Source organism: Arcanobacterium urinimassiliense, from assembly GCF_900119495.1.
In the GTDB taxonomy this organism is placed as follows: Bacteria; Actinomycetota; Actinomycetes; order Actinomycetales; family Actinomycetaceae; genus Arcanobacterium_A; species Arcanobacterium_A urinimassiliense.
The window spans coordinates 884,736-910,955 of the sequence record NZ_LT632435.1 but is presented as its reverse complement, the minus strand read 5'-3'; the positions used below and the strand labels follow the sequence as shown (position 1 = coordinate 910,955).

The following is a 26,220-nucleotide window of genomic DNA, read 5'->3' as shown; positions in this document are numbered from 1 at the left end:
TGTAAAGAAAGTTTTCTCTAGTAGAATTATTACTATGAGTACATGGGATTACTACGAGGGAGAGACGCCGGTGCGTTTCTCCCTCGTATCTTTGGACCCTTTTTCTATTAATTGGGAAGCAAAACTGCGGGATTTAGCTCCGGATATTCGAAATTTAACTGGGCGTAACCTCGATACTCCCGATTTTTATGCCCAAAGTTTTACTTTCACCACCTCTCGCCCGCAACAACTCCACCACCAGATTTCGAACTTATTACCTTCCAGCTCCCGCAACGCCGCCGCTTTTTTCACTGGTAAATTAGCGCAGCACGGACCGCGCCTCATCGTCAGCGATGTGGATTCTACTTTCATCAACGAAGAAGTAATAGAAGTACTGGCTCGTTTTGCCGGCAAAGAAGCAGAAATTCGCGCTATCACCACTGCCGCTATGCGGGGAGAACTAGATTTCGCTAAATCGCTGCACCAGCGGGTAACGGCGTTAAAAGATTTACCTGCCCAAGTCTGTAGCGATATTCTTCCTCTCCTCAGCTTCACTCCCGGCGTAGAAAAACTCTTAGCTGCGGGGCGAGCTCAGGGTGCAAAATTCGCTTTAGTTTCCGGGGGCTTCCTGGAGATAGTGGAAAGTCTGGCTCAGCGCTGCCAGATTGATTACTTCTTAGCCAATAATCTCGAAAAATCTGCCGGCAAACTCACAGGAAATACTTGTGGAGATATTATTGACGCCCGGGCAAAAGCCGTCGCATTAAAAAAGTGGGCAAAAGCAGAAAATATAGATCTGCAGCTAACTCTCGCAGTGGGCGATGGAGCAAATGATTTACAGATGCTGGATGCAGCTGGCTACGGGGTAGCATTCTGCGCTAAACCTCTGGTAAATGAGCATGCAGATACCGCACTTCCTTTTCGCCGGCTCGATGCACTCGCCGCCCTGTGCGGATGGGATATACCGTGACTCTCCCTTCCCGAAGCGGCCGCCCCACCCGTGGGCATTTTAACCAACCGGAATGCCCGCTGCGTTTCGGGGAACCGTGCACACTCTGCCAAGCCTATGTAAGCGGACCAGAAGATTGCCAGACGGTAGCTTTGGTGATGAGCGACCCTGAATTGCGCAAACTCTGGGCAGAGCAGCGCAAAAAATATTTAGCGCAAAAACGCCAAGCTCGCCAAGCCGCTCAAACCCGCCAAAGCGCTCAAGCTAAAGATATAAGTTCTAAGTAATCTGCCGACCAGAGGTCTTCTTCTCCATCGGGAAGCAACAATACTCGTTGCGGATCAAGAGCCGCGACTGCTCCCTCATCATGGGTAACCAAAATTATAGCGCCCTCGTAAAGCTGTAGGGCTTTCAAAATTTCCGCCCGTGAAGCTGGATCTAAATTATTAGTTGGTTCATCAAGAAGCAGCACATTCGCTCCGGATACTACCAACATAGCTAGCGCGAGGCGCGTCTTTTCTCCCCCAGAAAGCACCCCGGCTTTTTTCTCCACTTCTGCACCCGAAAAAAGAAAAGAGCCCAATACGCTCCGCAATTGGGTATCAGAAAGCGGCGGAGCCACTTGCAGCATATTTTCTAGCACGGTCAAATCGTCATCAATACTTTCGTGCTCTTGCGCGTAATATCCGATGCGGGCCCCCTTGCCATAGATGACTTCTCCGTCACTAGGAGCAATCTTTCCGGATAGTAATTTTAAGAGAGTAGTTTTCCCCGCTCCATTTAGCCCCAACACCACTACTCGCCCACCGCGATCAATAGCTAAATCTAATCCGGAAAAAATTTCTTTTTCTCCATATTTTTTCGCCAAATTTTTTCCTTCGAGCGGCACTCTTCCACACGGAGCCGGGGTTGGGAAACGCAGAGCCGCCACTCTTTCTTCGGGAGTTTCTTCTGCTACCTCCGCCAGCAATCCCCGCGCCCGCGCTTCCATATTTTGCGCCGCCACCGCTTTCGTAGCTTTATAGCGCATTTTATCGGCTTGTGCCAGCAGCGCAGCAGCTTTTTTCTGCGCATTTTTCCGCTCCCGCTGCCGGCGTTTTTCATCGACTTGCCGTTGCCGAAGATAGGCATCCCAGCCCATAGCATAGACATCTATAGCAGCTCGCCGACTATCAAAAAACCAAATTTGATTGGCAGTACCTCGCAGCAGATCGACGGAATGGGAAATAATTATGCACCCGCCGTTGTAACTCGCTAACCAATCTTGCAGCCAGAGAATAGAATCATGATCTAAATGGTTGGTGGGCTCATCTAGGAGAAGCGTATCTGCTTTCGAAAAAAGCACCCGCGCTAATTCAACTCGGCGGCGTTGCCCACCGGAAAGCGTACCCAAAGGAGAATTTAATATATCTTGCTCTAGCCCCAATGCCGCCATAATTTGTGCTGCTTCGGCATGAGCTGCCCATCCCCCGGCCGCTGTGAACTCTGCATCTAGGCGCACATAGCGCTCCATAGCTTTTTGCTGGCGATTACCCTCTAAAGTAGACATATCGCGCTCTGCTTTGCGGATACGGCGAATTTTCTCTGCAATTCCCCGCGCGGAAAGCACCCGTTCTCCGGCGGTGGCGGCACTCTCTCCCGCACGCGTATCTTGGGGAAGATATCCGATAGTGCCGCGGCGAAAAATTTTCCCGCCATATTCTAAACTCTCTGGTGGATTCTCGCCGCCGAGTAATCGCAATAAAGTAGTTTTACCAGCTCCGTTGCGCCCCACTAATCCAATCTTTTGCCCTTTATCTACATGCAGATTGGCTGCCTTCAAGAGCGGACGCGCCCCTATACGTAGCGATAATTCTTGCGCACTAATCACAGAGATATCTTAGCGAGAGAAGTAGTGAGGGAAAAATTAGACATTAAAACCTAGCGCCCGCAGCTGCTCCCGCCCCGATTCGGTAATTCGATCTGGCCCCCACGGCGGTAACCACACCCAATTAATGCGCAATTCTTCTACTAGACCCGCTACTGCTAGCTTCGATTGCTCTTCAATTACATCTGTGAGTGGGCAAGCAGCAGAAGTAAGAGTCATATCGGCAATGGCTACTTTTCCATCGAAAGTTACTCCATAGAGTAAGCCTAAATCTACGATATTAATCCCTAACTCCGGATCTATTACATCGCGCAAGGCTTCTTCAATATCGGCAATAGTGGCAGGATTTTCTGCCGTATTATTCAGCTGCTCACTCATGGTTTTTTCCTTCCTGCGCGGTTGCTTGGGTAGTCGCATCGAGAAGTGCCATCCACCCCAGCAAAGCGCATTTTATACGAGCCGGAAACTTAGAAACTCCCTGAAACGCCGCTGCAGCATCTAAAAGTTCACTGTCTGCAGCAGAAATATCATGCCCCCGATTATCCATCATCTCCCGGAAAACGTTATAGATTTTTTCTACTTCCGCTATTTCTAAACCTTCGAGCATTTCCGTCATAATCGAGATAGAAGCCTGCGATATCGAGCAACCATGCCCTTCCCACGCAATATGAGAAATACGGGAACCATCTTCCGAAAGTTGTACCTGCATTTTTACTTGGTCGCCGCAGGTAGGATTCACTTGGAAAGATTCCCCATCTGGATTTTCCAGACTTCCTTCTCCGTAGCGCTCCCGCGCCGCATCGAGAATAATCTGCTGATAGAGCTGATCTAAACCGCTCATTTAATATCCTCAATTCCGAAAAATTTACGCACTTCGGCAAGCGCTGTTAAAAATATATCTATCTCTTCTACCGTATTATAAGGGGCAAAAGAAATCCGGCTAGAAGCCCACACCCCAAAATGCCGATGTAGAGGTTGTGCACAGTGATGCCCCACCCGCACTGCAATCCCATAGGAATCTAATACTTGCCCTACGTCGTGTGGGTGCACTCCAGCCACTGCAAAAGAGATAGCTCCTATGCGGTTTTCTGCCGATGCTGGCCCCAGAATTCGCACTCCGGGGATTTCTTGCATCCGTGGCAAGGCGTAAGCAGTAAGTGCTTCCTCGTAGGCGGCGATATTTTCCATACCCGCTTTTTGCAAATAATCTACCGCCGCCCCAAATCCAACTACTTGGGCCACTGGTTGGGTACCTGCTTCGAATCTCTCCGGCGGATCTGCATAAGTGCTGATTTCCATGCTCACCTGCTTTATCATGGATCCTCCGCAGAGGAAGGGCGGCAAATCAGCTAATAGTTCTGCTTTTCCATAGAGGGCGCCAATACCAGTAGGAGCACCCATTTTATGGCCGGAAAAAGCTGCAAAATCAATATCGAGACTTTGAAAGTTGATAGGCATATGCGGCACCGATTGGCAGGCATCTAAGACCACTACTGCCCCATTTTTATGCCCCAGAGCAGTTAACTCTGCCACGGGAGAAATAGCTCCCGTCACATTAGATACATGCGTAAAAGCCAATACTTTCGTATTACAATCAATTACGGAAGCCGTCGCTAAATCGATACGCCCAGCTGCGTCTAAATCTAACCAGCGCAATTCCGCACCCGTGCGCTGGCATAACTCTTGCCAGGGTACTAAATTGGCATGGTGCTCAGCCCGCGTAATTACTATGTTATCCCCCGCGCCGAGAGCAAAATTATGCTTTGCATTGGGCAGCTGCCGCCCACAACTGGCATTACCGAACGAATAAGCAAGCAAGTTGAGCGACTCAGTAGAATTTTTTGTCCAAATTATCTCTGCTGCGTCCGCTCCCACAAAATCCGCTACTTTTTGCCGCGCATCTTCATAGGCAGTAGTAGATTCTTCCGCCAGCTCATGCGCTCCTCTTTTCACTGCTCCATTGTGCAGAGTTTCTTGCGCATTTACCGTATCCAATACCAGCTGCGGCTTTTGCGCCGTGGCAGCAGAATCTAAATAAATAAGCGGTTTTCCTCCCCGCATTTGCCGCTGTAAAATCGGAAAATCTGCCCGCTCTACCGGCATCTGCGGAAAATTTTCCGCCAGCATCTTCTCAGTTTTCATACTCCGCATACCCGTGTTCTTCTAACTGGTCAGCTAGTTCTGGTCCTCCGGATTTTGCCACTTGCCCATCTACAAATACGTGCACGAAATCTGGTTTAATATAGCGCAGAATTCGCGTATAGTGCGTTACCAAAAGCACGCCGTTACCATTTTGGGCATGTACGCGATTCACGCCTTCTGCCACTAAACGCAGCGCATCCACGTCGAGGCCCGAATCAGTCTCATCTAATACCGCGAACTTAGGCTGCAATAGCTCGAGCTGCAGCACTTCTAAACGCTTCTTTTCCCCGCCAGAAAATCCGTAGTTTACGTCGCGCTCTGCAAAATCGGCATCAATCTTTAATCTCTGCATCGCTTGGCGCATTTCTTTTACCCAAGCACGCAGATTAGGAGCTTTCCCATCAATCGCGGTACGGGCGGTGCGCAGAAAATTAGCCACCGATACTCCCGGCACTTCTACCGGATACTGCATAGCTAAAAAGAGACCTTTTCGTGCCCGCTCATCTGCACTCAGAGGCACGATGTCTTCTCCGTCGAGCAATACCTGCCCGGAAGTAATTTGATATTTAGGATGCCCAGCAATCGAATAAGCCAGAGTAGATTTTCCCGATCCATTCGGCCCCATAATGGCGTGAATCTCTCCATCATTAATCTTTAGATTCACTCCTTTGAGGATGGGTTTATCCCCTTCCGAGGTAGTGACGGATACATGCAAGTTTTTAATTTCTAAATTAGCCACTGTAGTTTCTTTTCTCTTTAATTATCTAAGTTGACGTAGATTGCTTGATCAATAATTTCTAAGGAATAAGTAGCCACCGGGCGAGAAGCCGGCGGATTCAGAGGTTGGCCGCTCTCTAAAGAAAAACGCGATCCATGCCATTCACATTCTAAACATTCTCCTTCTACGAAACCGGTAGATAGTTTTATCCGGCCGTGCGAACATTTATCAGCCAAGGCATACCATTTGCCGCTCTCGCTGTGCACCAACGCAATATCCACCAATTTTCCGCTTCGGTTTGCTACTTGAAATCCTTTCACTTCTCCGGGCGCCAAATCGGCTACACTACAAAGTTTTTCAACCATTGCTCACTCCCATGGTTAGAGCCAGTTCTTCTTCAATAGCTGCTAAGAGTTTCGCTTCTACCGAAGGCACCCCTATTTTATTAATCAGCTCCGCAAAAAAGCCGCGCACCACGAGCCGGCGCGCTTCTGCTTCCGGAATACCGCGTGATTTGAGGTAGAAAAGCTGCTCATCATCAAAACGGCCCGTCGCGGAGGCGTGCCCCGCTCCGACAATTTCGCCAGTTTCTATTTCCAAATTCGGTACCGAATCGGCCGCAGCACCTCGCGTCAAAATTAAATTACGATTCAATTCATAGGTATCAGTGCCGGTAGCTTGCGGGCGAATCAGCACGTCACCTATCCAAACTGAATGTGCCGACTCCCCTTGCAGCGCTCCTTTATAAGTGGCATGAGAACGGCAATCTGGCTGGTTGTGATCAATAAATAGATGATGTTCAAAATGCTGGCGAGCATCTACAAAATAAGCACCTAGCAAATCTACATCTCCGCCCGTATCTGCATACTCCACAGAAGTGGTAATGCGTACGATATCTCCACCTAGCGTAACTACTATGTGCCGGAAAGTAGCATTTCTTCCCACGCGCACCCGATAAGAAAGTGCCTGCTTTGCATCACTATCCCAATCCTGGATAGAAACTAAAACTAGCTGTGCTCCTTCTTCCACCATCACTTCCACTCCGGAAGTCAGCTTGGCGCTTCCACTGTGGTTAAGCACGATGGTGCTTTGGGAAAATTTTTCGGCCGTAATCAGCAGCTGCAGGGCGGCCGGTAGAGCAGAATTATCCCCGTTCGCTTGCCCTTTTATATCGACTACTACTTCATTATCCAGAACGGCGTTTTCTTTTACGGTAATCGCCCGCGCAGTAGAAAAAGATTCCCAAGCTAAAGCCCCTAATTTATCTTCCGGAGGCATTAGCTTCCCCAAGCGAGCATCGTTGCGGGGTAGATCTTCTTCCACAATTTGCTCCGCTTGCTGCGCATGTAGTGTTATCTGTGGAGGAGCACCCGCAATATCTGAATCAAAGAACTCGGAAATTCGCTCTAAAGGAGCGAAACGCCATTCTTCTTCATTTCCTTGCGGAAGCGGGAAATCAGCAGACTTGAATGAGAGTGGCCGGTCCGCACGAGAAGAAGAAAACTTATTTTTTTGCGTCATTTCAGCCAACCGATCCTTCCATTTGCAGCTCTACCAAGCGGTTTAACTCTAAGGCATACTCCATAGGTAATTCGCGAGCAATTGGCTCAATAAAGCCGCGTACAATCATAGCCATAGCTTCTGTCTCCGTCATACCCCTACTCATCAAGTAGAAAAGTTGATCTTCAGAAACTTTCGATACGGTGGCCTCATGCCCCATTTCTACATCATCTACCCGCACATCCACATATGGGTAGGTATCAGAACGCGAAATGGAATCTACGAGCAAAGCATCGCAAAGTACATTTGATTTTGCGTGATGTGCATCTTCATTTACCTGTACCAAGCCGCGATAGGAAGAACGGCCTCCACCGCGTGATACCGATTTAGAGACGATAGAAGAGGAGGTATGCGGAGCCATATGCACCATTTTTGCTCCGGTGTCTTGATGCTGCCCAGCTCCGGCGAAAGCCATAGAAAGCGCTTCCCCTTTCGCATGCGGTCCTACCAAATAACAAGCTGGATATTTCATATTGAGTTTCGAACCAATATTTCCATCTACCCATTCCATAGTGGCGCCTTCCTCCACTATGGCGCGCTGAGTAACTAAATTAAGCACGTTACTCGACCAATTTTGAATGGTTGTATAGCGCACGCGCGCATCTTTTTTCACAAAAATTTCTACTATTGCCGCATGCAATGAATCTGATTTATAAATAGGAGCTGTACAGCCTTCTACATAATGCACGTAGGAACCTTCATCAGCAATAATCAGGGTGCGTTCAAATTGCCCGAGATTTTCAGTATTCATTCGGAAATACGCTTGGAGTGGTATCTCTACGTGCACTCCTTTCGGTACATAGATGAACGATCCACCCGACCAAACAGCAGAATTTAAGGAAGCAAATTTATTATCTCCAAGCGGCACGGCTTTCCCGAAGTATTCTGCAAAAATTTCTGGATATTCACGTAAGCCAGAATCAGTATCGAGAAATACTACGCCTTGCCGGGCTAAATCTTCTTGAATCTGGTGATATACCACTTCTGATTCATACTGCGCGGCTACTCCGGCTACAAGCCGTTCTTTTTCTGCTTCCGGAATTCCGAGCCGATCATAGGTTTTCTTGATATCCGAGGGTAAATCTTCCCAATTATTTGCGATATTTTCAGTAGATTTCACGTAATACTTAATAGAATCGAAATCTATGCCGGAAAGATCTGCTCCCCAGGTAGGAAGCGGGCGGCGCATAAACAGCTGCAAAGCTCGCAGCCGTTTCTTCAGCATCCACTCCGGCTCTTGCTTTTGCCGAGATATATCGCGCACCACTGCTTCGCTCAAGCCACGCTGCGCGCTAGCTCCCGCAATATCACTATCGTGCCACCCGAATTCATACTTTTTATCAAAAGCAGCAATCGTTTCTTCCTGGGTAAGAGTTTCTCTCTTCCCTGGTGTCGTTTGCGCCATTTACTGATTACCTCAGCTCTCTCATCATCATTTTCCCGCGGAATACCCGCATTACTGTTCCTAGCTTTACCGCTATCTACTATCGTCTACTTGTTATCGCTTATCTACTGCTATCTATTCACTATCGCCTATCTAATACTCAGCGATTCTCTCTCATATTTTCTTCGCCCCTAGCCGCGCGCGGAGCATCTGTGGATCACCAATTGGAATGCTGGTGGTACATACGTGCTCACCACCCGCTAAAGTAGCTAAACGCTGAATTGGCACTCCCAATAAACGGGAAAATACCTGTGTTTCTGCTTCACAGAGTGCCGGAAACTCTTCTGCCACATCTTGCACCGGGCAATGCCCTTGGCAGAGCTGAAGCGCCATTCCAAAAGGTCCACCCCGGCGTAGAGTGGTCATGAATCCGTCTTTATCTAAGGCGCGAGCGAGCACTTTAGCCCGCTCTACTGGGTTACTTCCCGCCGCTGCTAATACTTCGCCGTAGCGTTCTTCTATACTCGCCACCTGCTGCTCAATGAATTCATTTACCCCTTTTTCACCGAGGCGTTTATTAATAAATCGCAAAGCTTCCGTAGCCATATCGGCATAGCCTTCTTCTAGCTGCGCCTGTCCGCGCGTAGTAGCCACGTAGCGGCGGGAAGGCCGCCCCCGATCTTTTCGCCGATGATTGTGCCCTTCGTATACCTCGATATGCCCATCGCGCACTAAAACCGAAATATGCCGCCGCACTGCTGCCGGCGTCAACACCAGTAATTTTGCCAATTCTCCAGGAGTAATAGGACCGCGTTCAATAATTAAATGCAGAATTTGCTCGCACGTGCTTGGGATTTCTTTTTCCACTGCTCCCCCTTTGCAAAGTGCTAAATTTTCCCTTTACCCTTTAAGTAACATTTTCCTTTCTTTATTGCAATTACGCAAGTCGGAAGTATTGAAAATATACATACTCACAGTTGCGGAGATTTCCCCGTGGCTAAGAAATCTCCCAAAGCTAAAATTCCCGTCACTAAGGTGGGACTCGTTAAAGCGCCGCGGCGAATTTGCTCTTGCACTTGCGGAAGTGGAAACCACCGGCAATAAATTTCTCGTTCTTCTGCTTCGCGCACAAAAGTATTTTCAGCCGCCGCCTCTACTATGCCACTCGCCAGATAGATATCTAGACGTTCAGTGGAGCAACCAGGAGAGGCATAAAAAGAAACCAGTTTTTCCCAATAGGTAGCTTTGACGTCTGCTTCTTCCAGTAATTCCCGCTGGGCACTTTGCTCCGGATGCTCACCAGCTACATCACATAAACCAGCAGGAATTTCCCAAAAAAGCCGCCGGGGAGCGTGGCGATATTGGCGAATAAGTAGCACTTCCCAATTCTTTTCACTCACATATTCCGATTTTGTTGTGCTTTCTCGAGCGTCTTCTCGAGCGCGTCTCGGTTCTCCTGCGTCCTTCTCCTGCACATCTTGAGCGCGAAGAGCCACTACTGCTACTGCATTTGCATGTTGCATATATTGCCGCTTTACCTTATCGCCAGAAGCAAATTCAATATCGTCATCATAGATAGTGAAGATAGGACTGCGAAAGCACTCTTTACTAGCTACTATTTGCACATGCGCTGGAGCATCTATATCGCATAAATCCGCAGCCAGTGCCGATTCGTTTTCTTTCCACATTATCTATCTCCCGATTTATTATTTATCTTCCGATTTTCGATATTTATTTTTCTTTCTTGCAGCGCTCAAGAAAAAAGTAGGGAACAGCGCCGGCAGCTAACAGTAGGATTCCAACTATTCCCGCAGCGAGAAAAGCAGAAATCTCCGAATTATTCCCCATTTCTAATAGGTAGTGCGTGAATTGCCACCCCAAAATCGTAGCCGGCACTAGAAGCAGCAATTCACTGGCAAAGATTCTCCTCAACCCCGTTATTGCTTTTTCTCCCAGCAGCCGGCGGAGCGTAAAAATAACTAGAAAAGCTCCCCCGCTTAATCCCACACTCATAGCTACTCCGATAGCTTGGAGAGTAGGAATCCGCCCCGCTATGCCGAAAATTTTTCCCAAGACTACTAATAAACACACCCCGCCCCAAGCTAAAGAGTTAATAAGAATTACCTTTTTTCCTTCCTCCAGCGCATAAAGTATGCGGGCTCCGTGATAAAGCAAAGAAAATCCAATCACTCCGATAGCTAGGGCCACCAAAGCTTGCTCTAATCCTGCAATATCCCGCCCCACTTCCAGCACAATTTTCGCCGGCCGTGCTAAAGCAATAATTAAAGCTGCCGATATCATTCCCATCGCGAGTACTAGGCGAGTAGAGCGCGCTACTAAATTTAGCAATTCTCGCTGCGAATTTTTTTGTACCGCCAATGAAATACGGGGAAAAGCTACCGTGGCTACTGGTACTGCCAATACTGCATAAGGCACCATAAAGATCACATACGCATAGCTAAAGGCACTGTATGCCCCCACCCCTCCGGCCGTATTAGCGGTGTACATAATAGTTAAAATCGCTAATTGCTGCGCAAGTAGCGCCCCTAAGCCGGCTAATCCCAGGCGGAAAGCCATTCGCGCGGCGCCAGGAGGAAAGTGCAAGGTGAAACGCAATTTCACTATTTTCTGCACCGGAATTAGCTGTGGAAGTGAAAAAGCAGCTACCCCCGCGGTAGTACCCCAGCCGAGTAATAAGAGTGCATTGTGCGGTACTTGCTCCGGTGGCACCTCCGGACCAATTCGATAAGCATAAAAACTAAATACCGCTATTACTACCAGCGAGGAAAGTAGCGGAGCTAAAGCTGGCAAAGTAAATTTTTTGTGCGCGTGCAACACTCCGGTGCATACCACCGATAATCCATAAAGTGGAATCTGTAGGGCAAACATTCGTAAGAGAGCCGCCGCCAGAACTAAAACATGCGGGCTCGTATCAGCCCCGAAAAGGAGCTGCGCCAACTGCGGAGCCCCGATAATTACCGCCAGTGCTACCGTAGTTCCGGCCAATAGTATCCAGGTAAAGAGAGCTGAAGCGCTCTGGCGTAGGGAATTATAATCTCCTTGCGCTATATATCTAGAAATCAGCGGTATAACTGCTCCGGCAAGCATTCCACCAGCCGCTACTTCGAAAAGTATATTTGGCAGCGTATTAGCAGTATCGTAAGCGGCAGCTACCGCGCTATCGGAAACAGCCCACGATTGCGCTAATTTTCTTATCAATCCCGCGAGCCGGGAAAGCAAAGTAAGTAACGCAATTATTCCGGCTGCCCCAGCTGCTTTACCAAAAAATCGCTGCATCACTTATTTATTCTTTCGCTCGGGGCGCCCCCAATTATCAAGGGCAGAAAGCAAAGCATTCTTCTCTATACAACGCGAAAAAGAAATTTTTTCCGAAAGCATGATTAGAGAGGTGACGCATCCAGCTCGAAATAATTTTTGCGGAAAAGATACTGGCAGCGCCAACAGCACCCCAAGAGCTCCCCCCAGCGCATTCGCGCCTAAATCACCCAGCATAGTTTCTCCGCGCAAATCAGCCGGCAAACTTAAAGCAGAAGCGGTGAGCAATGCTCCGGCAATCCCAGACGCACTTCCTGGTAGACGCAGTCCCGGCAAAGCCAACAAAGTGACCACTTTTAGAGCACGCCCGGGGCGCAAATCAAATAAATTTATCAAATTCGCACTGCCCGCTAGCAGCAGCGCATTAGCCAGAAATTCTCCTAGAGATTTTTTCCCTATTTTCTGCTCCGAAAGCAGCCGTATACTTCCTACTGTGGCTCCCGCTCCGATAACAGCTATTTTTACTACACCCGAAGTTATTTTCCCTTCTCGAAGCGCCCGCAAATGCCCAGCAAGACCTTTCCCTTGCGTGGAAAATTTATCTTCATATTGATCATCTAACCAGCCGGCAAAACTTCCCGCCGCCGTCATCATCAAGGCTGCTCGCACAGGTGGAACTGGAAGTATAACCACTAAACCACTGCCGAGCGCACTCGCCGCCGCGAAACCGGCACGCAAAGATACCGGAGTACCTTGAAAAGAAGTTTTTTCCCAAGTAGAGCTGCTTAATAACGGATAAATACTGCGCGCACCCCCATAGCCGAGTATGGCACCAGCAGCAGCTTTTACGGCATTTTTATTCACTGACTAGCTCCTGCACTCGGTAATACTCCCGCCGGTACTACTATGCGCGGGCCAATCACATATGAAGCGGTATCCCCTAGACCATAACGCACCGTTTTATCAGTAAATTCAGCCGCTAATGCGAGCGGAATATTAGCTTTTCCAATCGCTCGATGTAAAGAATCTACGGTAGAAACTTTATTATTATTCGTGCGCACTACGATTACTAAATCATGCTGTGAATTAGCGTTACCGGCCAGCACAGTTGGCCCTTTTTCCCCTATCGCTGCCACCAAAGCTGCATAAGTTTTTGCATCATAATCAAGCTGTGCTACCTTATCTGGATTTGTCGGCTCATTATCAGGGGCAGGAGTATCCGGTATATCCGGCGAAAGGAAAATAATACTTTCAGCTGGTTTATCGCAGCCAGTCGAAATTTTCAAAAGCGGATCTTTACTATCGGCGAGAATTTTCCCAATTTCCGCATTATTACCAGTTGCTTTGCCTCCGCGAGCTAATTGATTCAAAGCTGCTGCAAGTAATGAATTTACTTCAGAGGATTTCATATCCGCCGCTATTAAAGGTGTTAACGAAGCAGCTAACTGCGTGCGCATTGTCTCTTTATTTTTATCCGTCCAAGTTGGATAGATTTCGATAATGCCATTTATACTCGCTCCCGCTCCCTCTAAAGATTCTTTAGTATCTTCTAGATATTCTTTGGGAGTATCCGGAAATACAATTACGGTAGTATTACGGCCAGTAAGTGTGCCTTTACTTAGCTCCGGAGCCATATCGGCAATGGCGGATTCCTCTTGCTCATTTATTTTTTTCAACTCGCCTATTTCCGCCTTCAAGGCAGTATTATCTTTTCGCAAACTACTGACTTCTCCGGAGAGAGCGTTGCCTATTGATCCTTGCAGCGGGCCAGCCCCGAGAATTATACCCGTGGCTAGAGCAAGAAATACGGCAACTAGAGAAACAATATGGTAGCGAAAATCAATCATCTTTACCGCCTAAAATATTCCTTGTAACCAATGGAAAATATCTGATATCCATACACGTATTAAGTCTAAGAGAATCTGCCCCATGGGAGTAACAATTACGGCTGCCCCAATCGCGAGAAAACCTGCCAGCACTAAAATAAATATCTGCAGATTCGATATGCGATAGTGATAGAGCTGAGATACGCCTTTTGCATCTATTAATTTCGCCCCAACCTGAAGCCTAGTCAAAAAAGTAGAGGCCATTCCGGCGCGGCCTTTATCTAGGTATTCAATCAAAGTGGAATGGGTGCCTACTGCTACGATTAATTCTGCCCCTTTTGCATCAGCTAGCAGCATCGCAATATCTTCTGAGGTACCGGCGGCCGGAAATACTACATAATCCAACCCTAATTCTTGCACACGCTGCTGACCGGGAGCTTTCCCATTTCGGTACGCATGTACAATAATTTCCGCCCCGCAGCGCAGCGCCGAATCAGACACCGAATCCATATCCCCAATAATAATATCGGGAGTATAACCAGCTTCAAGTACCGCATCTGCACCGCCATCTACTCCCATAATTACCGGTCGATACTCTCGGATATAGTGGGCGAGCGCTATTAAATCTTCCTTGTAGCGATATCCGCGCACTACAATAAGCACGTGCTTATCTACCAGTGAAGTAGCAATTTCTGGTACACCTACGCCGCCTAGAATAAGATCCTGCTCTTTTTCCATATATTCCATGGTGTTAGCAGCGAAAGCTTTAAACTGATCTTTCATTCCGGCCCGGGCCCGCGCCAAATCCGCAGCATTCAATTCTTCATTCTGTTCCACGCCAGTGGCTATCAATTCCCCATCTCTATAAATTTTTCCGCCCGGCGCAAAAGAAATTATTGTACCTTCGGGGATACCCATAATTTCCTCGCCCAGGTTATCAATTAAAGGAATACCCGCTTCCAGGAGAATACTGGGGCCGAGATTCGGATAGCGCCCAGAAGTGGAAGGAGCAGCATTTAAGACTGCAGCTGGTCGGCATTCCACTAATGCCTCTGCCGACACTCGATCTATATCAGTATGGTCAATTACGGCAATTTCCCCTGCTTTTAAGCGCTTTGTAAGATTTTTGGTGCGCTTATCTACCCGAGCTATCCCCTCCGCATCTTGCAACACAATTTCGGAATCTTTTTTTCGCAATTTTTCCAGCAATTTCTCGAGTATCACAGTTCTACACCTCTGTACCTGCGTCTTTTAATAATTCTGCGGCGTGAATACGTGCCGCTGTAGAATCACTATGCCCAGAAAGCATCCGCGCCAATTCTTTTTCCCGAGCTTCTCCCTTTACTTCCCTTACCTCAGTAATACCGGCGCGCGGATTTATTTTTTCTACTACAATCTGACACCCGGCCCAAGACGCTACCTGCGGAAGATGAGTAACCACCAATACTTGTGATTTTTCTGCTAACTGCGCTAAACGTTTCCCTACCGCGAGAGCGGCTTTGCCTCCTATACCGGCATCTATCTCATCAAAAATAAAAGTATGATCTATTATTTCTTGCGCACCAGCTAGTACTACTTCTAATGCCAGCATTATGCGGGATAATTCTCCTCCCGAAGCTATCTGACTGAGCGGCCCCGGGGTAGCTCCCTTATGTGGCATCAATAAAAATTCCACGCTGTCGCAGCCTGTACTATTGGGAAGCACCGGCTGCACAGTAATTTCCAATCGCGCATCTTTCATAGCGAGCTCCTGCAGCTCCGCAGTGACCGCCTTACTCAATAGCTGCGCTTGCCGCTGGCGAATTTCCGAAATTTCCTGCCCATATTTTTCTACCAGTTCCTGCTGGGAATTAGTGCGGGTGGTGAGTTCATCTAGGTAGGCTTGCGGATCTGCTAAGCTAGCTAATCTTTGCTCCGCTTTACTTTTTTTCGCTAGGATTTCCGGAATATTCATGCTCAATTCTTGCTGTAGATCCCGTAATTCAGCTCGGCGTGCATAAATTTCATCTAAATGCTGCGGATCGGCTTGTAAAGATTCTAGAATTTCGCCAGTTTGGTTCAGAATTTCGGCAGCTGATTCTGAAGTGTTCCGTAGCGCGGCGGCCATTTTCCCAATCTCAGTATCGCCAGTATATTCGAGTTCGCTAGCGGCCTTATCTAATAGTTCTAAGGCTCCTATTTGCCCAGTATTTCCATCTAAAAGTAGGCGGGCATTATTGAGCGAAGAGCGCAGCACTTCGGTATTTTGCAGACGCATTGCTTCTTGTTTGAGTGCTTCATCTTCACCGACTTGGGGTGCGACTTTTTCTATTCTTTCTAATAGCGCAGTCAAAGCTATTTTTTCGCTCCCGATATCTTTACTAGCCGTTTGCGCCGTTTTTAATTCTTGCTGCAGCCGTAGATACTCCTCCCAGACCTGCATATATTGCTGCCACACCGGCTTGGTTTTTAAGCCCGCATAAGTATCGAGGGCGAATAAATGTGCACTCGATTTTACTAAACGCATCTGGTCAGATTGCCCATGCACGGTAAATAATTCTGCTGCTAACTCGGCAAGTAAAGTAGCAGGTACGGAGACTCCTCCTGCATAGGCTCGCGATCGCCCGGTACGCAGTAATTTTCGAGCCGTAATTATCACGGCTTGCTCTGCAGTTTTTTCTACTTCCCCGCCTGCTTTTTCTACTATTTCGATAGCTGGAGAATCTGGAGCTACGCTAAATATTCCTTCTACAAAAGCTTCTTCAGCTCCCGTGCGAATTTTGGAAATATCCGCTTTCCCACCCAATAAAAGATGTAGAGAAGTTAAAGCCATGGTCTTTCCGGCTCCCGTTTCTCCGGTAATAGCCGTCATCCCTGCCCGCAAATCTAAATGTGCTTGCGCAATAACTCCTAAATTACGGATAGTAATTTCTTCAATCACGGTTTTCTTTTTCCTATCTCAGAAATCGCAGCTGCAGCAGTTTCCGGAGAGTTAGGTACCGCTTTAGAAATCTGTTTCGCAGTTTGGGAAGAAATTTTAGGAGAAGTTTGGGCCGGAGTGGGAATGACCGGCGGTTGCCAACTGCGCCATCCAGCTACTGGCAAATTAAATTTTGCCACTAAACGCTCCGAAAAAGGAGCATCATTTACTCTCGCTAGTAGCACCGGCTCTTTCCCATATCGGGCAGTTACTATCGAATCCGCTGGCACTGGAATCAAACGCCGTCCATCACACCAGACGTCTGCCAATTCAGAACGAATATGCATTTTCAACTCGGAATTTATTCCCACCACCATGGGGCGCGTAAAAAGAGCGTGCGCCGCAATCGGCACCATAAGAATCGCTTCTACATCTGGCCAAACAATGGGGCCTCCAGCAGAAAAATTATACGCAGTGGAGCCAGTCGGGGTAGAAAAAAGTACTCCGTCGGCTTTAAAAGAAGAAAGGCCTCGCCCATCTACCGCTAAGTCAGTCTCAATCATTCGGCAAGAAGCTTCTTTTTCTACCGATACTTCATTTAATGCCCAGCCTGATATTAGCGAACCATCTGGAAGCGCAACCGTAATGTCTATGGTCATGCGCTTTTCAACGCTCCAATTTCGCTCTTTTAAGGCAGCGGCTACTTCCCGAATAGAGCTGGGGTCGGCTTCTGCTAAAAATCCTACATGCCCATAATTTATCCCTAAAATAGGTAGCTCGCGCCCCCGCGCTATTTCTGCAGCTCGCAGTATCGTACCATCGCCTCCGAATACTACCAACAGTTCTGCTCCGCTTATATCATCGCCATCATCCACCATTTTCACATCGAATCCGATATCCTGCATCCCTTTCCGGAATGCAGCCACCGATTCTTTTATATCCAAGCGATATGCGTGCGTAAGCAGAGCGATAGAGCGAGTCACTTCGATTCTCCTTCCCCCGCTTTTATCCCAGCTGAGTTAGCCGGGCCAGCCAGAATTGCTCCTTCAATCATGCCATGAATTGCTTGCTTACTCGCAGTTTTTCCAGTTTTTTTCATATGCAGGAAGTACTCCACATTACCTTTGGGGCCCGGAAGCGGGGAAGGCACTGCTGCCAGCACTTCTAAACCCTGAGCAGTGGCATGTTCTGCTACTTTTTCCACAGCTTGGTAATGTAATTTAGTATCTCGAACCACGCCACCGGCGCCGATATTTTCTCTCCCTACTTCAAACTGTGGTTTGACCATAAGTAAAAAATCGGCAGTCTCACTCGCAGCAGCTATTAAAGGGGGAATCACTAAGGTGAGAGAAATAAAAGATAAATCTCCTACTACTAGCTGAGGAGCTGGAGCTACGAGCTGCGGATCGAGATTGCGTATATTCATACGTTCAATCACTTCTACCCGGGTATCTTCCCGTAAACGCCAAGCTATCTGCCCATAACCTACATCTACGGCTACTACTGAAGCAGCGCCCCGGCGTAAAAGCACATCAGTAAAACCACCGGTAGAAGCGCCAGCATCTAAAGCACGAATTCCGGAAATCTGCGGACCTGCTACCCCTAAGGCATCTAAAGCACCAATAAGCTTATAGGCGCCGCGGGAAGCATAAGGGGTAGCATCCGCATTTTTTACGACTAAGGGTTGTGCAGGATCCATTTGCCGAGAAGGTTTAGTGACGGGGAGTCCCGCTAAAAACACTTTTTGCTCTTGAATGAGTTCGGCAGCAGCAGCGCGCGAGCGAGCTAAACCGCGGCGTACTAATTCTGCATCAACTCGTATCAACCGCCCCATACTAGATACGCGCCCGATTCAAGCGTTTTGTAAGTTCCAGATGCACCGCTTCCAACATCTCTACCTGTTCATCGGCACTTAACTCAGAAATTTTTTCTAAAGCCTCTGCAGCATCCAGAGGTGGAGCAGGCTTAGCTGCCTCTTTTTCCGGTATCAATTTCTTTTCCTACCTTTACTTCCCTACTCCATCTTTTATCTATACATATTTTCTCTATATAGATACTTTAGTTTCTATTACACATAGATTTTAGGTGTAGCCGAATTTTCCTTCCCGTCTTTTATAGCGATTATGTATCTACTTATGCCGAACGTTGTACGTGGAAATCTGGCAAAGCAATTTGCTTATCTGCGCTTATGTTATCTATATAATCCCAAACTGCGCAGGTAGCGGCACGATACTGCTCCAAATTTATTACTGGCGAATTTTCAGCGTGGTAAATTACTCCATCTATTTCTAAATTCCCCGCTTTTACTTCTGCACTGTGGCCAGCACACTCCCAGGTTGTCGCTTTCTTCTCTACCTTTGGCATCGGCATATGTAAATCTTGTAGATCAATACCGAGGAAACTAGGGCGTTCCAGCGGAGTGGCCTGCATAATATCTCGGACGCTAGATACTCCCGTCAATACATGTAAAGAAGCATAGCCTGCTCTATTCGCGCCAATAATATCGGTATCTAATCTATCTCCCACAGCAAGCGGGCGCCGCGCAGATATTTTCCTAACTGCATACTCATACATAAAAGAATTCGGTTTTCCAGAGACTATCGGCTCACTACCAGTAGCATTGGTAACTGCCGCTACGAGGGATCCATTACCAATCATCTCTCCCCGTTCACGCGGTAAAGTAGCATCTAAATTAGTAGCAAAATGCTTCGCACCAGCTTTAATAGCTAATACGGCCTCCGACAGCTCTACCCAGGAAGCAGTTTCACTCAGACCTTGCACTACCGCTACCGGATCATCGGCAGCCGAATCCACTAGTTCATATCCGGCATCTTGCAAAGCTTCCCGAACGCCCAGCCCACCGATTACATATAATTTGCTACCCGGTGCATAGTGGGCACGTATCTGCTCCGCGGTGGTAAGAGCAGAATTTATTACTTGCTCTTCTTTAGCAGCGATACCTATTTCATTCAAATGTGCGGCTACTACTGCAGGCGGGCGGGCCGAGTTATTAGTAATAAATCTAAGTTCTGTGCCACCTGCTACCGCTTTTTCCAAAGACGCCGGCGCATGGTCAATAGCTGATTTTCCTCTATAGCAGACCCCATCTAAATCCAGGAGTAAGGCATCATAATAAACCGCTAATGGCTGCGGGCAATCGAGTAAATAGGCCACTACTCCTCTAACTCCTTATCTGTATCAGCAGAATCTGCAGCGTCGGCAGAATCTACAGAATCTACAGAATCTGCAACTTCGATAGTCACTTCAGTATCTGTTTCCACAACTACTTCGGGTTCGGTATCAACTTCAGCTTCTACATTCGTATCTGTTTCAGCTTCCGCCTCCGCTTCAACTTCAGTATCTATTTCCGCTTCCGCAGCCAAATCCGCCTGCAACTCCGGGGGCACTAATTCTTCATCTGCTAACTCTGCATCTACAAATGCTTCGTCATCCAAAATTTCATCTAAATCAAATAAATAGTCGGTATCAGCATTTTCCCCCTGCAGTATCGGCAAATACTCCTTACGCAGCTCTTGCGCTTCTTCTAAGCGACCCAACTCTTCTAAACGATCCGCTTTTACACTCTGCACCCGAGCAGCTAACTCAGCAGGCAAATTCTCTACAATAATTTTTTCCAATACGGATAAACCACCCGCAGCATCACCCAAATCACCGCGAGCTCCGGAGGTTACAATGGCCAGCTCAATTTTTGCTACCATATCGAGTTTTTGCAAAGGAATATTACTAATAAAACGCAAGGCTTTTTCGGCTCTTCCTAAACCGCGCTCCGCATCTGCTTCCATCGCCACGTGTTCATAGTCGTCACTCATTCTACGATAAGTACGCAACTCTTTTAATGCTTCTCCATAACGCCCAGTAGCATAGGCCGCCAACCCCAAGGCTTCTCGTACTACATCAATGCGGGCTGCCCGCTGAAAAGCTATTTTGGTGTGCTGATAGGCCACTTCTGGATCTAAATCTAGCATCTCTCCTGCATATGCCAAGTGCCGAGCAACTATGTCGGCGTTATCGGGTGTAAGGCTGCGCAAATGTTTGCGCGTTCTTTTATCGAGAGTCTCCGGAGTAATAGATTCAGGGATTTCAGCTAAAAGACGCCGACGCGGATTATCTCTTTCATTACGCCGCTCTGCCCGATAATTATCCTCCGTATTCGCGAAACGACTATTCTGATAGCTGCCATCGCGCCGCGAAAAACTTCCCTCTTTTTGGTATTTATTTTGATAGCCGCGCGAGTCTTTGCTATCGCGCCAATTCCTACGCGAGTTATCATTATCCCGCCAGTTCCCCCGGGAATTTTTATTATATTCAGAACGCTCGGAGAAATTATCGCCATTTCTGCCTCTATTGCGCTGCCAGCTCCCTCGGGACTCTTTACTATCGCCCCAACTCCCGCGCGAGCTATCATTATCCCGCCAGTTTCCCCGGCGTTTATTTGCAAATCTGCCGGCGCCGCTACTATCTCGATTACTATCTCGCGAATCTCGCTCAAAACGCCGATTATCTTTATTTCCGTACCGGTTACCGCGTTTTTGCTCGCTGCGCCCGTCTTCGTCGCTACTCCAAAAATGTCCACGGCCATTTGGGGCGGACCGCTGCGGGCCACCTTTTCGAGAATTGCCGGCTGCAGAGCGCCAAGCTGATTTCTTGTTATATTGGCCAGCTGACTTCTTTTCAGCATGATCAGAATGACGATGATTATCAGACATTATTCCTCGCGATTAAATTTTCAAAAACTGAGGCATTACCGCCTCTCTACTCTGCTCAGCCTACCCGCAATGCTACTCATATCTCCACATAATGCATTGTGAAATCAAACGGGGGCAGCTTTCTTCAGAAAGCTGCCCCCGCTCATCTAAGCTATGCAGTAATTAAGTTATGTAAATTATGCAGTCACTTCCGCTTTTGCCTGCGGAGCTTCCGCAGAGCGCCGTACATAATCAACTGCAATGCCGATTAGCAAAGCTACTACGCTTGGCACTAACCAGCCCATCTGAATCTGCCCAGCTGGGAAATGATCCAAGAAAATGCGCAGTGATGTAAATGCATCTGGCCAAGCCAAGTAGAGCGCCTCCAGAAGAGCAAATACTGCCGCTACCGCTGCTCCTGCTTTATAAGCTACATTCAAGCGGAAAGGCAAGGCCAGCCCGAGCAGCGAAAGCACTATTATCACTATTGCTATCGGATAGATGAGCTGATTGAGCGGAGCTACTACCTTCAGAATCATATTCAATCCCAAATTCGCCAAGGCCATAGACACCAATATTTGCACTACGATTAGCACATTCTTATTTACTTTTGGCAGTAACTTCGAGAAGTACTCAGTCGAAGAGCTAAGCAGACCAATGGCGGTAGTCAAACAAGCTAAGAATACAATCAGCGAGAAGATGAGTTGCCCAGCAGCTCCGAAGCGCTCTCCAGCTACTGCAGCCAATAGCTCTGCACCATTTTCAAATCCGGCACCCGCCTTTCGCGTACCTACCGCAGAAAGCCCTACGTATACCAAAGCTAAACAGCCACCGGCAATCAGACCAGCTTGCAGCATTCCGCGTACTCGATCTTTGCGTGCTATATAGCCACGCTCTTTGAGTTCGGAAATTATTATGAAGCCGAATACGAAAGAGGCAAGAGCGTCCATTGTAAAGTAACCATCGATTATACCGGTGACTACTGGAGCACTAGCATACTTTTCGGATGGATTCGGCAATGAAGCAGAAGAACTAAATAAGGTGACGATTATCAGCAGCGCTAAGAATATCAACAGAGCTGGAGTAAGATAGCCACCCACTCTTTCTACTACGCGAGACGGAGTGAAAATAAAGTAAGTAACGATTGCAAAAAATACTGCTGTGAAAAGGAAAAGCTTCAAAGAATCGCTACCTGGAGCATCTTTTATGAAAGGCATTACTGCCATTTCGTGCGTCACAGTAGCCACACGCGGCACAGCATAAAGCATACCGGTAGAGAGAAAAATAGCTAAAGTAAATATAAGACCAGGCGTTTTTCCGATTCGGGAAGGTATCCCGCCTCCTTCTAATTCTTTATCAGAAGCAGTAGACACCACCAGCATGCCTAGCACGGGAAGGGCTACGCCGGTAATTAGGAAACCAATAGTAGTAGGCAGAACATTTAGTCCCGCATCGGCTCCAATCATTACGGGGAAAATTAGATTTCCCGCTCCAAAAAACATAGCAAATAAAGCAAAACCAACCACAACGGTTTTTGGCATACGCATGTAACCCTCCTTTGCAATACAATCTAGAAAACGCCTTTTACGCTTCGCGACGGTATCATTTACATTATTCTTTATAAATACTCCGCACCCTTTGTAAATAGCCGCTGTAAGTGCAACTTTACCTAGATACGGAAAATTTTATAAAGAAGTCTTTAGTCTACTTGCTGAAATACTTTCCTAGCAAATTTCCTACAGAATGTGATATAAGTAAAGTTTATATATTTCACCTATTTGTGTAGGTTACCGACCATATAAAAATAACCCCCAGGCATCAAAGAAAATGCCTGGGGATTATCGATTTTATTTACAAAGGCTCGCTATTTACGGCGATTTCCTTTCGTTTTCTGCGCTGCCACCACTCCTAGCAGGAGGCACAACCCAGCAATTCCACCCACCAAAAGTACTTTACTACCGGTCTGCGGCATCTCTTTCACTTCCGGTACTGGTTTCGGAGCAGGCTGCGGTGTAGGAGCAGGCTCAGGCTGCGGTGCCGGTTCCGGATCAGGTTGCGGCGTAGGAGCAGGCTCAATTTCGTTTGTTATGGAGAATTCTTTCTTCGCCACTTGCACTGAAATTAAAGTATCGCTCTCTTTCGGAAGTTGATATCCCTTCGGAGCCTCTATTTCAACTAGCACATAATTCCCACGTAGAATCTTTATATCTAATGGAGTGCTTTTACCTGCTAAACAGAGCTTTCCATCTGCGTTTGTCACCAGATTTTCCAGCTTCACTCCATCTTTCGTTTCAGCTAGTTCTCCTCGCTCCCCTTCTTTAGTAGCTTTATAAATACTAAATTTTGCTCCTGCTAAAGGTTCACCTTGTGCATTTTTCTTTGTAAAATTCAACGACTGATACTTATCAGTTTCCGCCGTAATTTGTGGCACAGAAAGTTCTGCTTTCACAGTTTTCCCTTTTACCATCTTCGGATCTGTACGCTCTACCTTTATAGGAGTGCAGTTTTCATCAGTTGGTAAACAGTTGGGAATTTCTTGCCCGTAATACGAAAAAGTATTGTGGTAGAGCGGATTCCCTTTATCAGAAAGTTCTAAGGAATCATTCATCACACGCATATTGAAAGCTAATACAATATTGCCGCCGCCAGCGGGGAAAGCTGCATTGCGGTGATTCTTAATCCGCAGTTTAAAGCCTTTCCCTACCGTCTTATGTAAGCCTCCTGCTGCAGCAATTTTTTGCTTTTCTACCTCGGTTAGTTCACTGCCCGCAGGCTTTTCCAATAAGATATCCTTCGGAGCTACTACCATGCCCTGGCTTTTAACTTCTTGAGAATTATCAACCACATTTTTCCGCGGGAAAATAAGACTTTTTTCTTCAAAACCAGGTAAACGAGAGGCCACTTTCGAAACTGGCTTTTCCGTCACGTAGTACACATCATAGAAAAACATCTCGGTCGTTTTATCAGGATCAGTGTTTTCCTCTTTAAAATTATAGAGGGCGCAATCTGCATCTCCCGCATAGGAACGGCATTTTTCCTTAGCTTTCCCTTGATTAAAGATATACACTGAGTTACCAGCTTTACTTCCAGGCTGCGCAGCAAAATACACTGTTACGCCCTTATTCCAGTCAAGGGCTAAATTTACATCCGGCATATCATAAATAACTATTTCGTTATTTTGCCGCAATTTACTAGAGGCGTGAATTTCGTAGTAAATAGTTCCACGCCCTGGCGCATCCTTATCTTTATCCTCCGAATAACCTCCAGCTGATTTTTCTGGATCAAAACTACTAGGTAAAGTAGGCTTTTCTTTCTTTAGGACGAAATTATAAATTTTTCCAGTTGGCACCCCATTTATCTGTATTTCATAGCTGAATTCCACTTGCTCTTTTTCGGGATGCTCTTCAAAATATTTTTTCGCGTTATAACTAGAAACGTAAAGACTTACCTCGCCTTTCGCTTTAAAAGGTAAATCTATATCTTTAAAAGTAAAGTAGATGATGTTGTTCGAATTACGTACATCGGCAAGCAGCTGCCCGCTGGCACTGTCTTTAATCGTTTTTATATCATCAAATTTATTACTGAAACGCAAAAAATTTAAATTCGGATCTTTTGCAATTAAACCGATATTTACGCTATCGCCATCTTTAATGCTCAGGCCGTTTTTTTCTGGATCATGCAACAAAGCAAAATACATAGTTCCCGCATATCCATTGCTCGCTATGGAGCTACGCTTATCAACATAAGTTTTATCTTTATCTACGATAGCGGAAAGGTTTTTTGTGGAGTTGTCTTCTCCGCTGGCTTTCGTAGCGATACCAAAAATTGAAACAGAAAATACCAGAGCAAGGAAAAGGAAAAATGCTCCTACTCGGGTAGCGAAGATACGTGATTTCTGCATAGCTTTGTAGAATCTTTCTCTTGTCATATCATTATCGGCTCCAGCCTAACAAAAAGAATTAACAAAAAATAGAACTTTGCGAAAGCTGTAAAATAAAAACTAAAAATTAAATACTTTTTAACACTGCCCAACTTTACTGGCGAAATAAACTTACTCTATAAACACAAAATACCTAGTAAATAGGTAATATACTAAGGCCCAAATTCAACTAATAAAAATAAGCACCCTAACCGGGTGCTATCTAGAAATCATAATCCGTAAAATTTCTTTTTGGGGTGTGGGAACGGGGCTCCATTTGTTTGGAGCCCCGTTCTGTTTATTGGTTTGAATGGCGGCGGTTTCTTACTCTCCCACGCTCTCTCGAGTGCAGTACCATCAGCGTTACCAGGCTTAGCTTCCGGGTTCGGAATGGGACCGGGCGTTTCCCTGGCACTATTGCCACCGCCAAAACGGTTGGATAGCCACTCTTTCTGAAAAGAATCCTCTTTTTTTGGTTGGTGGCCGGGAATTGTATAGTGGATGCGAAACATTAAATAAAACTTTTATAGATTTGTTGGTAAGTGATCGGTCATTAGTACTAGTCAGCTCCAGACCTCTCGGCCTGTCCACTTCTAGCCTATCAACCCTATAGTCTATAGGGGACCTCCCAACCCTAAAGGGTTATCGAAACCTTATCTCGGAGCAGGCTTCCCACTTAGATGCTTTCAGCGGTTATCCTTACCGAACGTAGCAAACCAGCCATGCACCTGGCGGTACAACTGGCACACCAGAGGTTCGTCCGTCCCGGTCCTCTCGTACTAGGGACAGCCCTCCACAAGTTTCTAACGCGCGCAGAGGATAGGGACCGAACTGTCTCACGACGTTCTGAACCCAGCTCGCGTGCCGCTTTAATGGGCGAACAGCCCAACCCTTGGGACCTACTCCAGCCCCAGGATGCGACGAGCCGACATCGAGGTGCCAAACCATGCCGTCGATATGAACTCTTGGGCAGGATCAGCCTGTTATCCCCGGGG

Annotated in this window: 24 protein-coding genes, 1 rRNA gene and 1 other annotated feature (1 of these 26 cut by a window edge); of the genes, 2 read left to right on the top strand and 23 right to left on the bottom strand. The window is 47.1% G+C overall.

The window, feature by feature from the left end:
• The first annotated feature begins 34 nt into the window (after positions 1-34).
• On the top strand, positions 35-949 hold the full coding sequence (serB, locus tag BQ7117_RS04110) for a phosphoserine phosphatase SerB (protein WP_084789883.1): 915 nt from the start codon (positions 35-37) through the stop codon (positions 947-949).
• Positions 946-1,215, top strand: coding sequence for a DUF6767 domain-containing protein (locus BQ7117_RS04105; RefSeq protein WP_073996329.1), 270 nt, complete (start codon positions 946-948; stop codon positions 1,213-1,215). Before serB ends, BQ7117_RS04105 begins: the two co-directional genes overlap by 4 nt.
• Here the strand turns inward: BQ7117_RS04105 and BQ7117_RS04100 are convergent.
• From BQ7117_RS04100 to rrf, 23 genes are all read right to left on the bottom strand, one after another.
• Positions 1,188-2,798 (bottom strand): ABC-F family ATP-binding cassette domain-containing protein, encoded by a 1,611-nt coding sequence (locus BQ7117_RS04100; RefSeq protein ID WP_073996327.1) that lies wholly within the window; start codon positions 2,796-2,798, stop codon positions 1,188-1,190. The genes BQ7117_RS04105 and BQ7117_RS04100 overlap by 28 nt on opposite strands.
• A gap of 36 nt (positions 2,799-2,834) precedes the next feature.
• Complete coding sequence (locus BQ7117_RS04095; RefSeq protein WP_073996326.1) at positions 2,835-3,173, bottom strand: metal-sulfur cluster assembly factor; 339 nt, start codon at positions 3,171-3,173, stop codon at positions 2,835-2,837.
• Complete coding sequence (gene sufU / locus BQ7117_RS04090; RefSeq protein WP_073996324.1) at positions 3,166-3,636, bottom strand: Fe-S cluster assembly sulfur transfer protein SufU; 471 nt, start codon at positions 3,634-3,636, stop codon at positions 3,166-3,168. The genes BQ7117_RS04095 and sufU overlap by 8 nt, the downstream gene beginning before the upstream one ends.
• Positions 3,633-4,937 carry a cysteine desulfurase gene (locus BQ7117_RS04085; protein ID WP_073996323.1) on the bottom strand — a complete coding sequence of 435 codons (1,305 nt, stop codon included), beginning with the start codon at positions 4,935-4,937 and terminating at the stop codon, positions 3,633-3,635. Before BQ7117_RS04085 ends, sufU begins: the two co-directional genes overlap by 4 nt.
• Positions 4,927-5,676 carry a Fe-S cluster assembly ATPase SufC gene (sufC, locus tag BQ7117_RS04080; protein ID WP_073996322.1) on the bottom strand — a complete coding sequence of 250 codons (750 nt, stop codon included), beginning with the start codon at positions 5,674-5,676 and terminating at the stop codon, positions 4,927-4,929. Before sufC ends, BQ7117_RS04085 begins: the two co-directional genes overlap by 11 nt.
• 17 nt (positions 5,677-5,693) lie before the next feature.
• The gene (locus BQ7117_RS04075; RefSeq protein ID WP_073996321.1) at positions 5,694-6,020 is read right to left on the bottom strand and encodes a Rieske (2Fe-2S) protein; all 327 of its coding nucleotides are present in this window, start codon (positions 6,018-6,020) and stop codon (positions 5,694-5,696) included.
• Complete coding sequence (sufD, locus tag BQ7117_RS04070) at positions 6,013-7,176, bottom strand: Fe-S cluster assembly protein SufD (RefSeq protein ID WP_073996319.1); 1,164 nt, start codon at positions 7,174-7,176, stop codon at positions 6,013-6,015. Before sufD ends, BQ7117_RS04075 begins: the two co-directional genes overlap by 8 nt.
• Position 7,177: 1 nt before the next feature.
• On the bottom strand, positions 7,178-8,620 hold the full coding sequence (gene sufB, locus BQ7117_RS04065; protein WP_073996318.1) for a Fe-S cluster assembly protein SufB: 1,443 nt from the start codon (positions 8,618-8,620) through the stop codon (positions 7,178-7,180).
• Between the two features lie 153 nt (positions 8,621-8,773).
• Positions 8,774-9,466, bottom strand: coding sequence for a helix-turn-helix transcriptional regulator (locus BQ7117_RS04060; protein ID WP_073996317.1), 693 nt, complete (start codon positions 9,464-9,466; stop codon positions 8,774-8,776).
• Positions 9,467-9,570: 104 nt separating this feature from the next.
• A complete protein-coding gene (locus tag BQ7117_RS04055) occupies positions 9,571-10,287 on the bottom strand; it encodes an NUDIX domain-containing protein (RefSeq protein WP_073996316.1) in 717 nt (238 codons plus the stop codon).
• A gap of 43 nt (positions 10,288-10,330) precedes the next feature.
• Entirely contained in the window at positions 10,331-11,896 is a 1,566-nt protein-coding gene (gene murJ, locus BQ7117_RS04050; RefSeq protein ID WP_237563086.1) for a murein biosynthesis integral membrane protein MurJ, read from the bottom strand.
• A 3-nt stretch (positions 11,897-11,899) separates the two neighbouring features.
• A complete protein-coding gene (locus tag BQ7117_RS04045; protein ID WP_073996314.1) occupies positions 11,900-12,739 on the bottom strand; it encodes a hypothetical protein in 840 nt (279 codons plus the stop codon).
• Positions 12,736-13,722 (bottom strand): copper transporter, encoded by a 987-nt coding sequence (locus BQ7117_RS04040; RefSeq protein ID WP_073996312.1) that lies wholly within the window; start codon positions 13,720-13,722, stop codon positions 12,736-12,738. The genes BQ7117_RS04045 and BQ7117_RS04040 overlap by 4 nt, the downstream gene beginning before the upstream one ends.
• Positions 13,723-13,731: 9 nt before the next feature.
• Positions 13,732-14,907, bottom strand: a complete 1,176-nt coding sequence (gene steA, locus BQ7117_RS04035) for a putative cytokinetic ring protein SteA (RefSeq protein WP_084790056.1) — start codon at positions 14,905-14,907, stop codon at positions 13,732-13,734.
• A 22-nt stretch (positions 14,908-14,929) separates the two neighbouring features.
• Complete coding sequence (gene recN / locus BQ7117_RS04030; RefSeq protein ID WP_073996310.1) at positions 14,930-16,621, bottom strand: DNA repair protein RecN; 1,692 nt, start codon at positions 16,619-16,621, stop codon at positions 14,930-14,932.
• A complete protein-coding gene (locus BQ7117_RS04025; RefSeq protein ID WP_073996309.1) occupies positions 16,618-17,583 on the bottom strand; it encodes an NAD kinase in 966 nt (321 codons plus the stop codon). Before BQ7117_RS04025 ends, recN begins: the two co-directional genes overlap by 4 nt.
• The gene (locus tag BQ7117_RS04020) at positions 17,580-18,434 is read right to left on the bottom strand and encodes a TlyA family RNA methyltransferase (RefSeq protein WP_073996308.1); all 855 of its coding nucleotides are present in this window, start codon (positions 18,432-18,434) and stop codon (positions 17,580-17,582) included. The genes BQ7117_RS04025 and BQ7117_RS04020 overlap by 4 nt, the downstream gene beginning before the upstream one ends.
• 1 nt (position 18,435) lies before the next feature.
• On the bottom strand, positions 18,436-18,591 hold the full coding sequence (locus BQ7117_RS07695; protein WP_154662964.1) for a hypothetical protein: 156 nt from the start codon (positions 18,589-18,591) through the stop codon (positions 18,436-18,438).
• Between the two features lie 142 nt (positions 18,592-18,733).
• The gene (locus BQ7117_RS04015; protein WP_073996306.1) at positions 18,734-19,774 is read right to left on the bottom strand and encodes an HAD-IIA family hydrolase; all 1,041 of its coding nucleotides are present in this window, start codon (positions 19,772-19,774) and stop codon (positions 18,734-18,736) included.
• Complete coding sequence (locus tag BQ7117_RS07740) at positions 19,774-21,327, bottom strand: hypothetical protein (protein ID WP_073996305.1); 1,554 nt, start codon at positions 21,325-21,327, stop codon at positions 19,774-19,776. Before BQ7117_RS07740 ends, BQ7117_RS04015 begins: the two co-directional genes overlap by 1 nt.
• Positions 21,328-21,503: 176 nt before the next feature.
• On the bottom strand, positions 21,504-22,853 hold the full coding sequence (gene brnQ, locus BQ7117_RS04005) for a branched-chain amino acid transport system II carrier protein (RefSeq protein ID WP_073996304.1): 1,350 nt from the start codon (positions 22,851-22,853) through the stop codon (positions 21,504-21,506).
• A gap of 317 nt (positions 22,854-23,170) precedes the next feature.
• Positions 23,171-25,234, bottom strand: a complete 2,064-nt coding sequence (locus tag BQ7117_RS04000; protein ID WP_143273970.1) for a prealbumin-like fold domain-containing protein — start codon at positions 25,232-25,234, stop codon at positions 23,171-23,173.
• A 302-nt stretch (positions 25,235-25,536) separates the two neighbouring features.
• Positions 25,537-25,653: ribosomal RNA gene (rrf, locus tag BQ7117_RS03995) — 5S ribosomal RNA — on the bottom strand.
• Between the two features lie 106 nt (positions 25,654-25,759).
• Positions 25,760-26,220: a sequence feature (23S ribosomal RNA rRNA prediction is too short), on the bottom strand (it continues 1,064 nt past the right edge of the window).

Coding starts and splice junctions, on each gene's coding strand:
- serB (WP_084789883.1), top strand. CDS start 35: ATGAGTACATGGGATTACTACGAGGGAGAGACGCCGGTGCGTTTCTCC.
- BQ7117_RS04095 (WP_073996326.1), bottom strand. CDS start 3,173: ATGAGTGAGCAGCTGAATAATACGGCAGAAAATCCTGCCACTATTGCC.
- sufU (WP_073996324.1), bottom strand. CDS start 3,636: ATGAGCGGTTTAGATCAGCTCTATCAGCAGATTATTCTCGATGCGGCG.
- BQ7117_RS04085 (WP_073996323.1), bottom strand. CDS start 4,937: ATGAAAACTGAGAAGATGCTGGCGGAAAATTTTCCGCAGATGCCGGTA.
- BQ7117_RS04075 (WP_073996321.1), bottom strand. CDS start 6,020: ATGGTTGAAAAACTTTGTAGTGTAGCCGATTTGGCGCCCGGAGAAGTG.
- sufD (WP_073996319.1), bottom strand. CDS start 7,176: ATGACGCAAAAAAATAAGTTTTCTTCTTCTCGTGCGGACCGGCCACTC.
- sufB (WP_073996318.1), bottom strand. CDS start 8,620: ATGGCGCAAACGACACCAGGGAAGAGAGAAACTCTTACCCAGGAAGAA.
- BQ7117_RS04055 (WP_073996316.1), bottom strand. CDS start 10,287: ATGTGGAAAGAAAACGAATCGGCACTGGCTGCGGATTTATGCGATATA.
- murJ (WP_237563086.1), bottom strand. CDS start 11,896: ATGCAGCGATTTTTTGGTAAAGCAGCTGGGGCAGCCGGAATAATTGCG.
- BQ7117_RS04040 (WP_073996312.1), bottom strand. CDS start 13,722: ATGATTGATTTTCGCTACCATATTGTTTCTCTAGTTGCCGTATTTCTT.
- BQ7117_RS04020 (WP_073996308.1), bottom strand. CDS start 18,434: ATGGGGCGGTTGATACGAGTTGATGCAGAATTAGTACGCCGCGGTTTA.
- BQ7117_RS07740 (WP_073996305.1), bottom strand. CDS start 21,327: ATGTCTGATAATCATCGTCATTCTGATCATGCTGAAAAGAAGTCAGCT.
- brnQ (WP_073996304.1), bottom strand. CDS start 22,853: ATGCGTATGCCAAAAACCGTTGTGGTTGGTTTTGCTTTATTTGCTATG.
- BQ7117_RS04000 (WP_143273970.1), bottom strand. CDS start 25,234: ATGACAAGAGAAAGATTCTACAAAGCTATGCAGAAATCACGTATCTTC.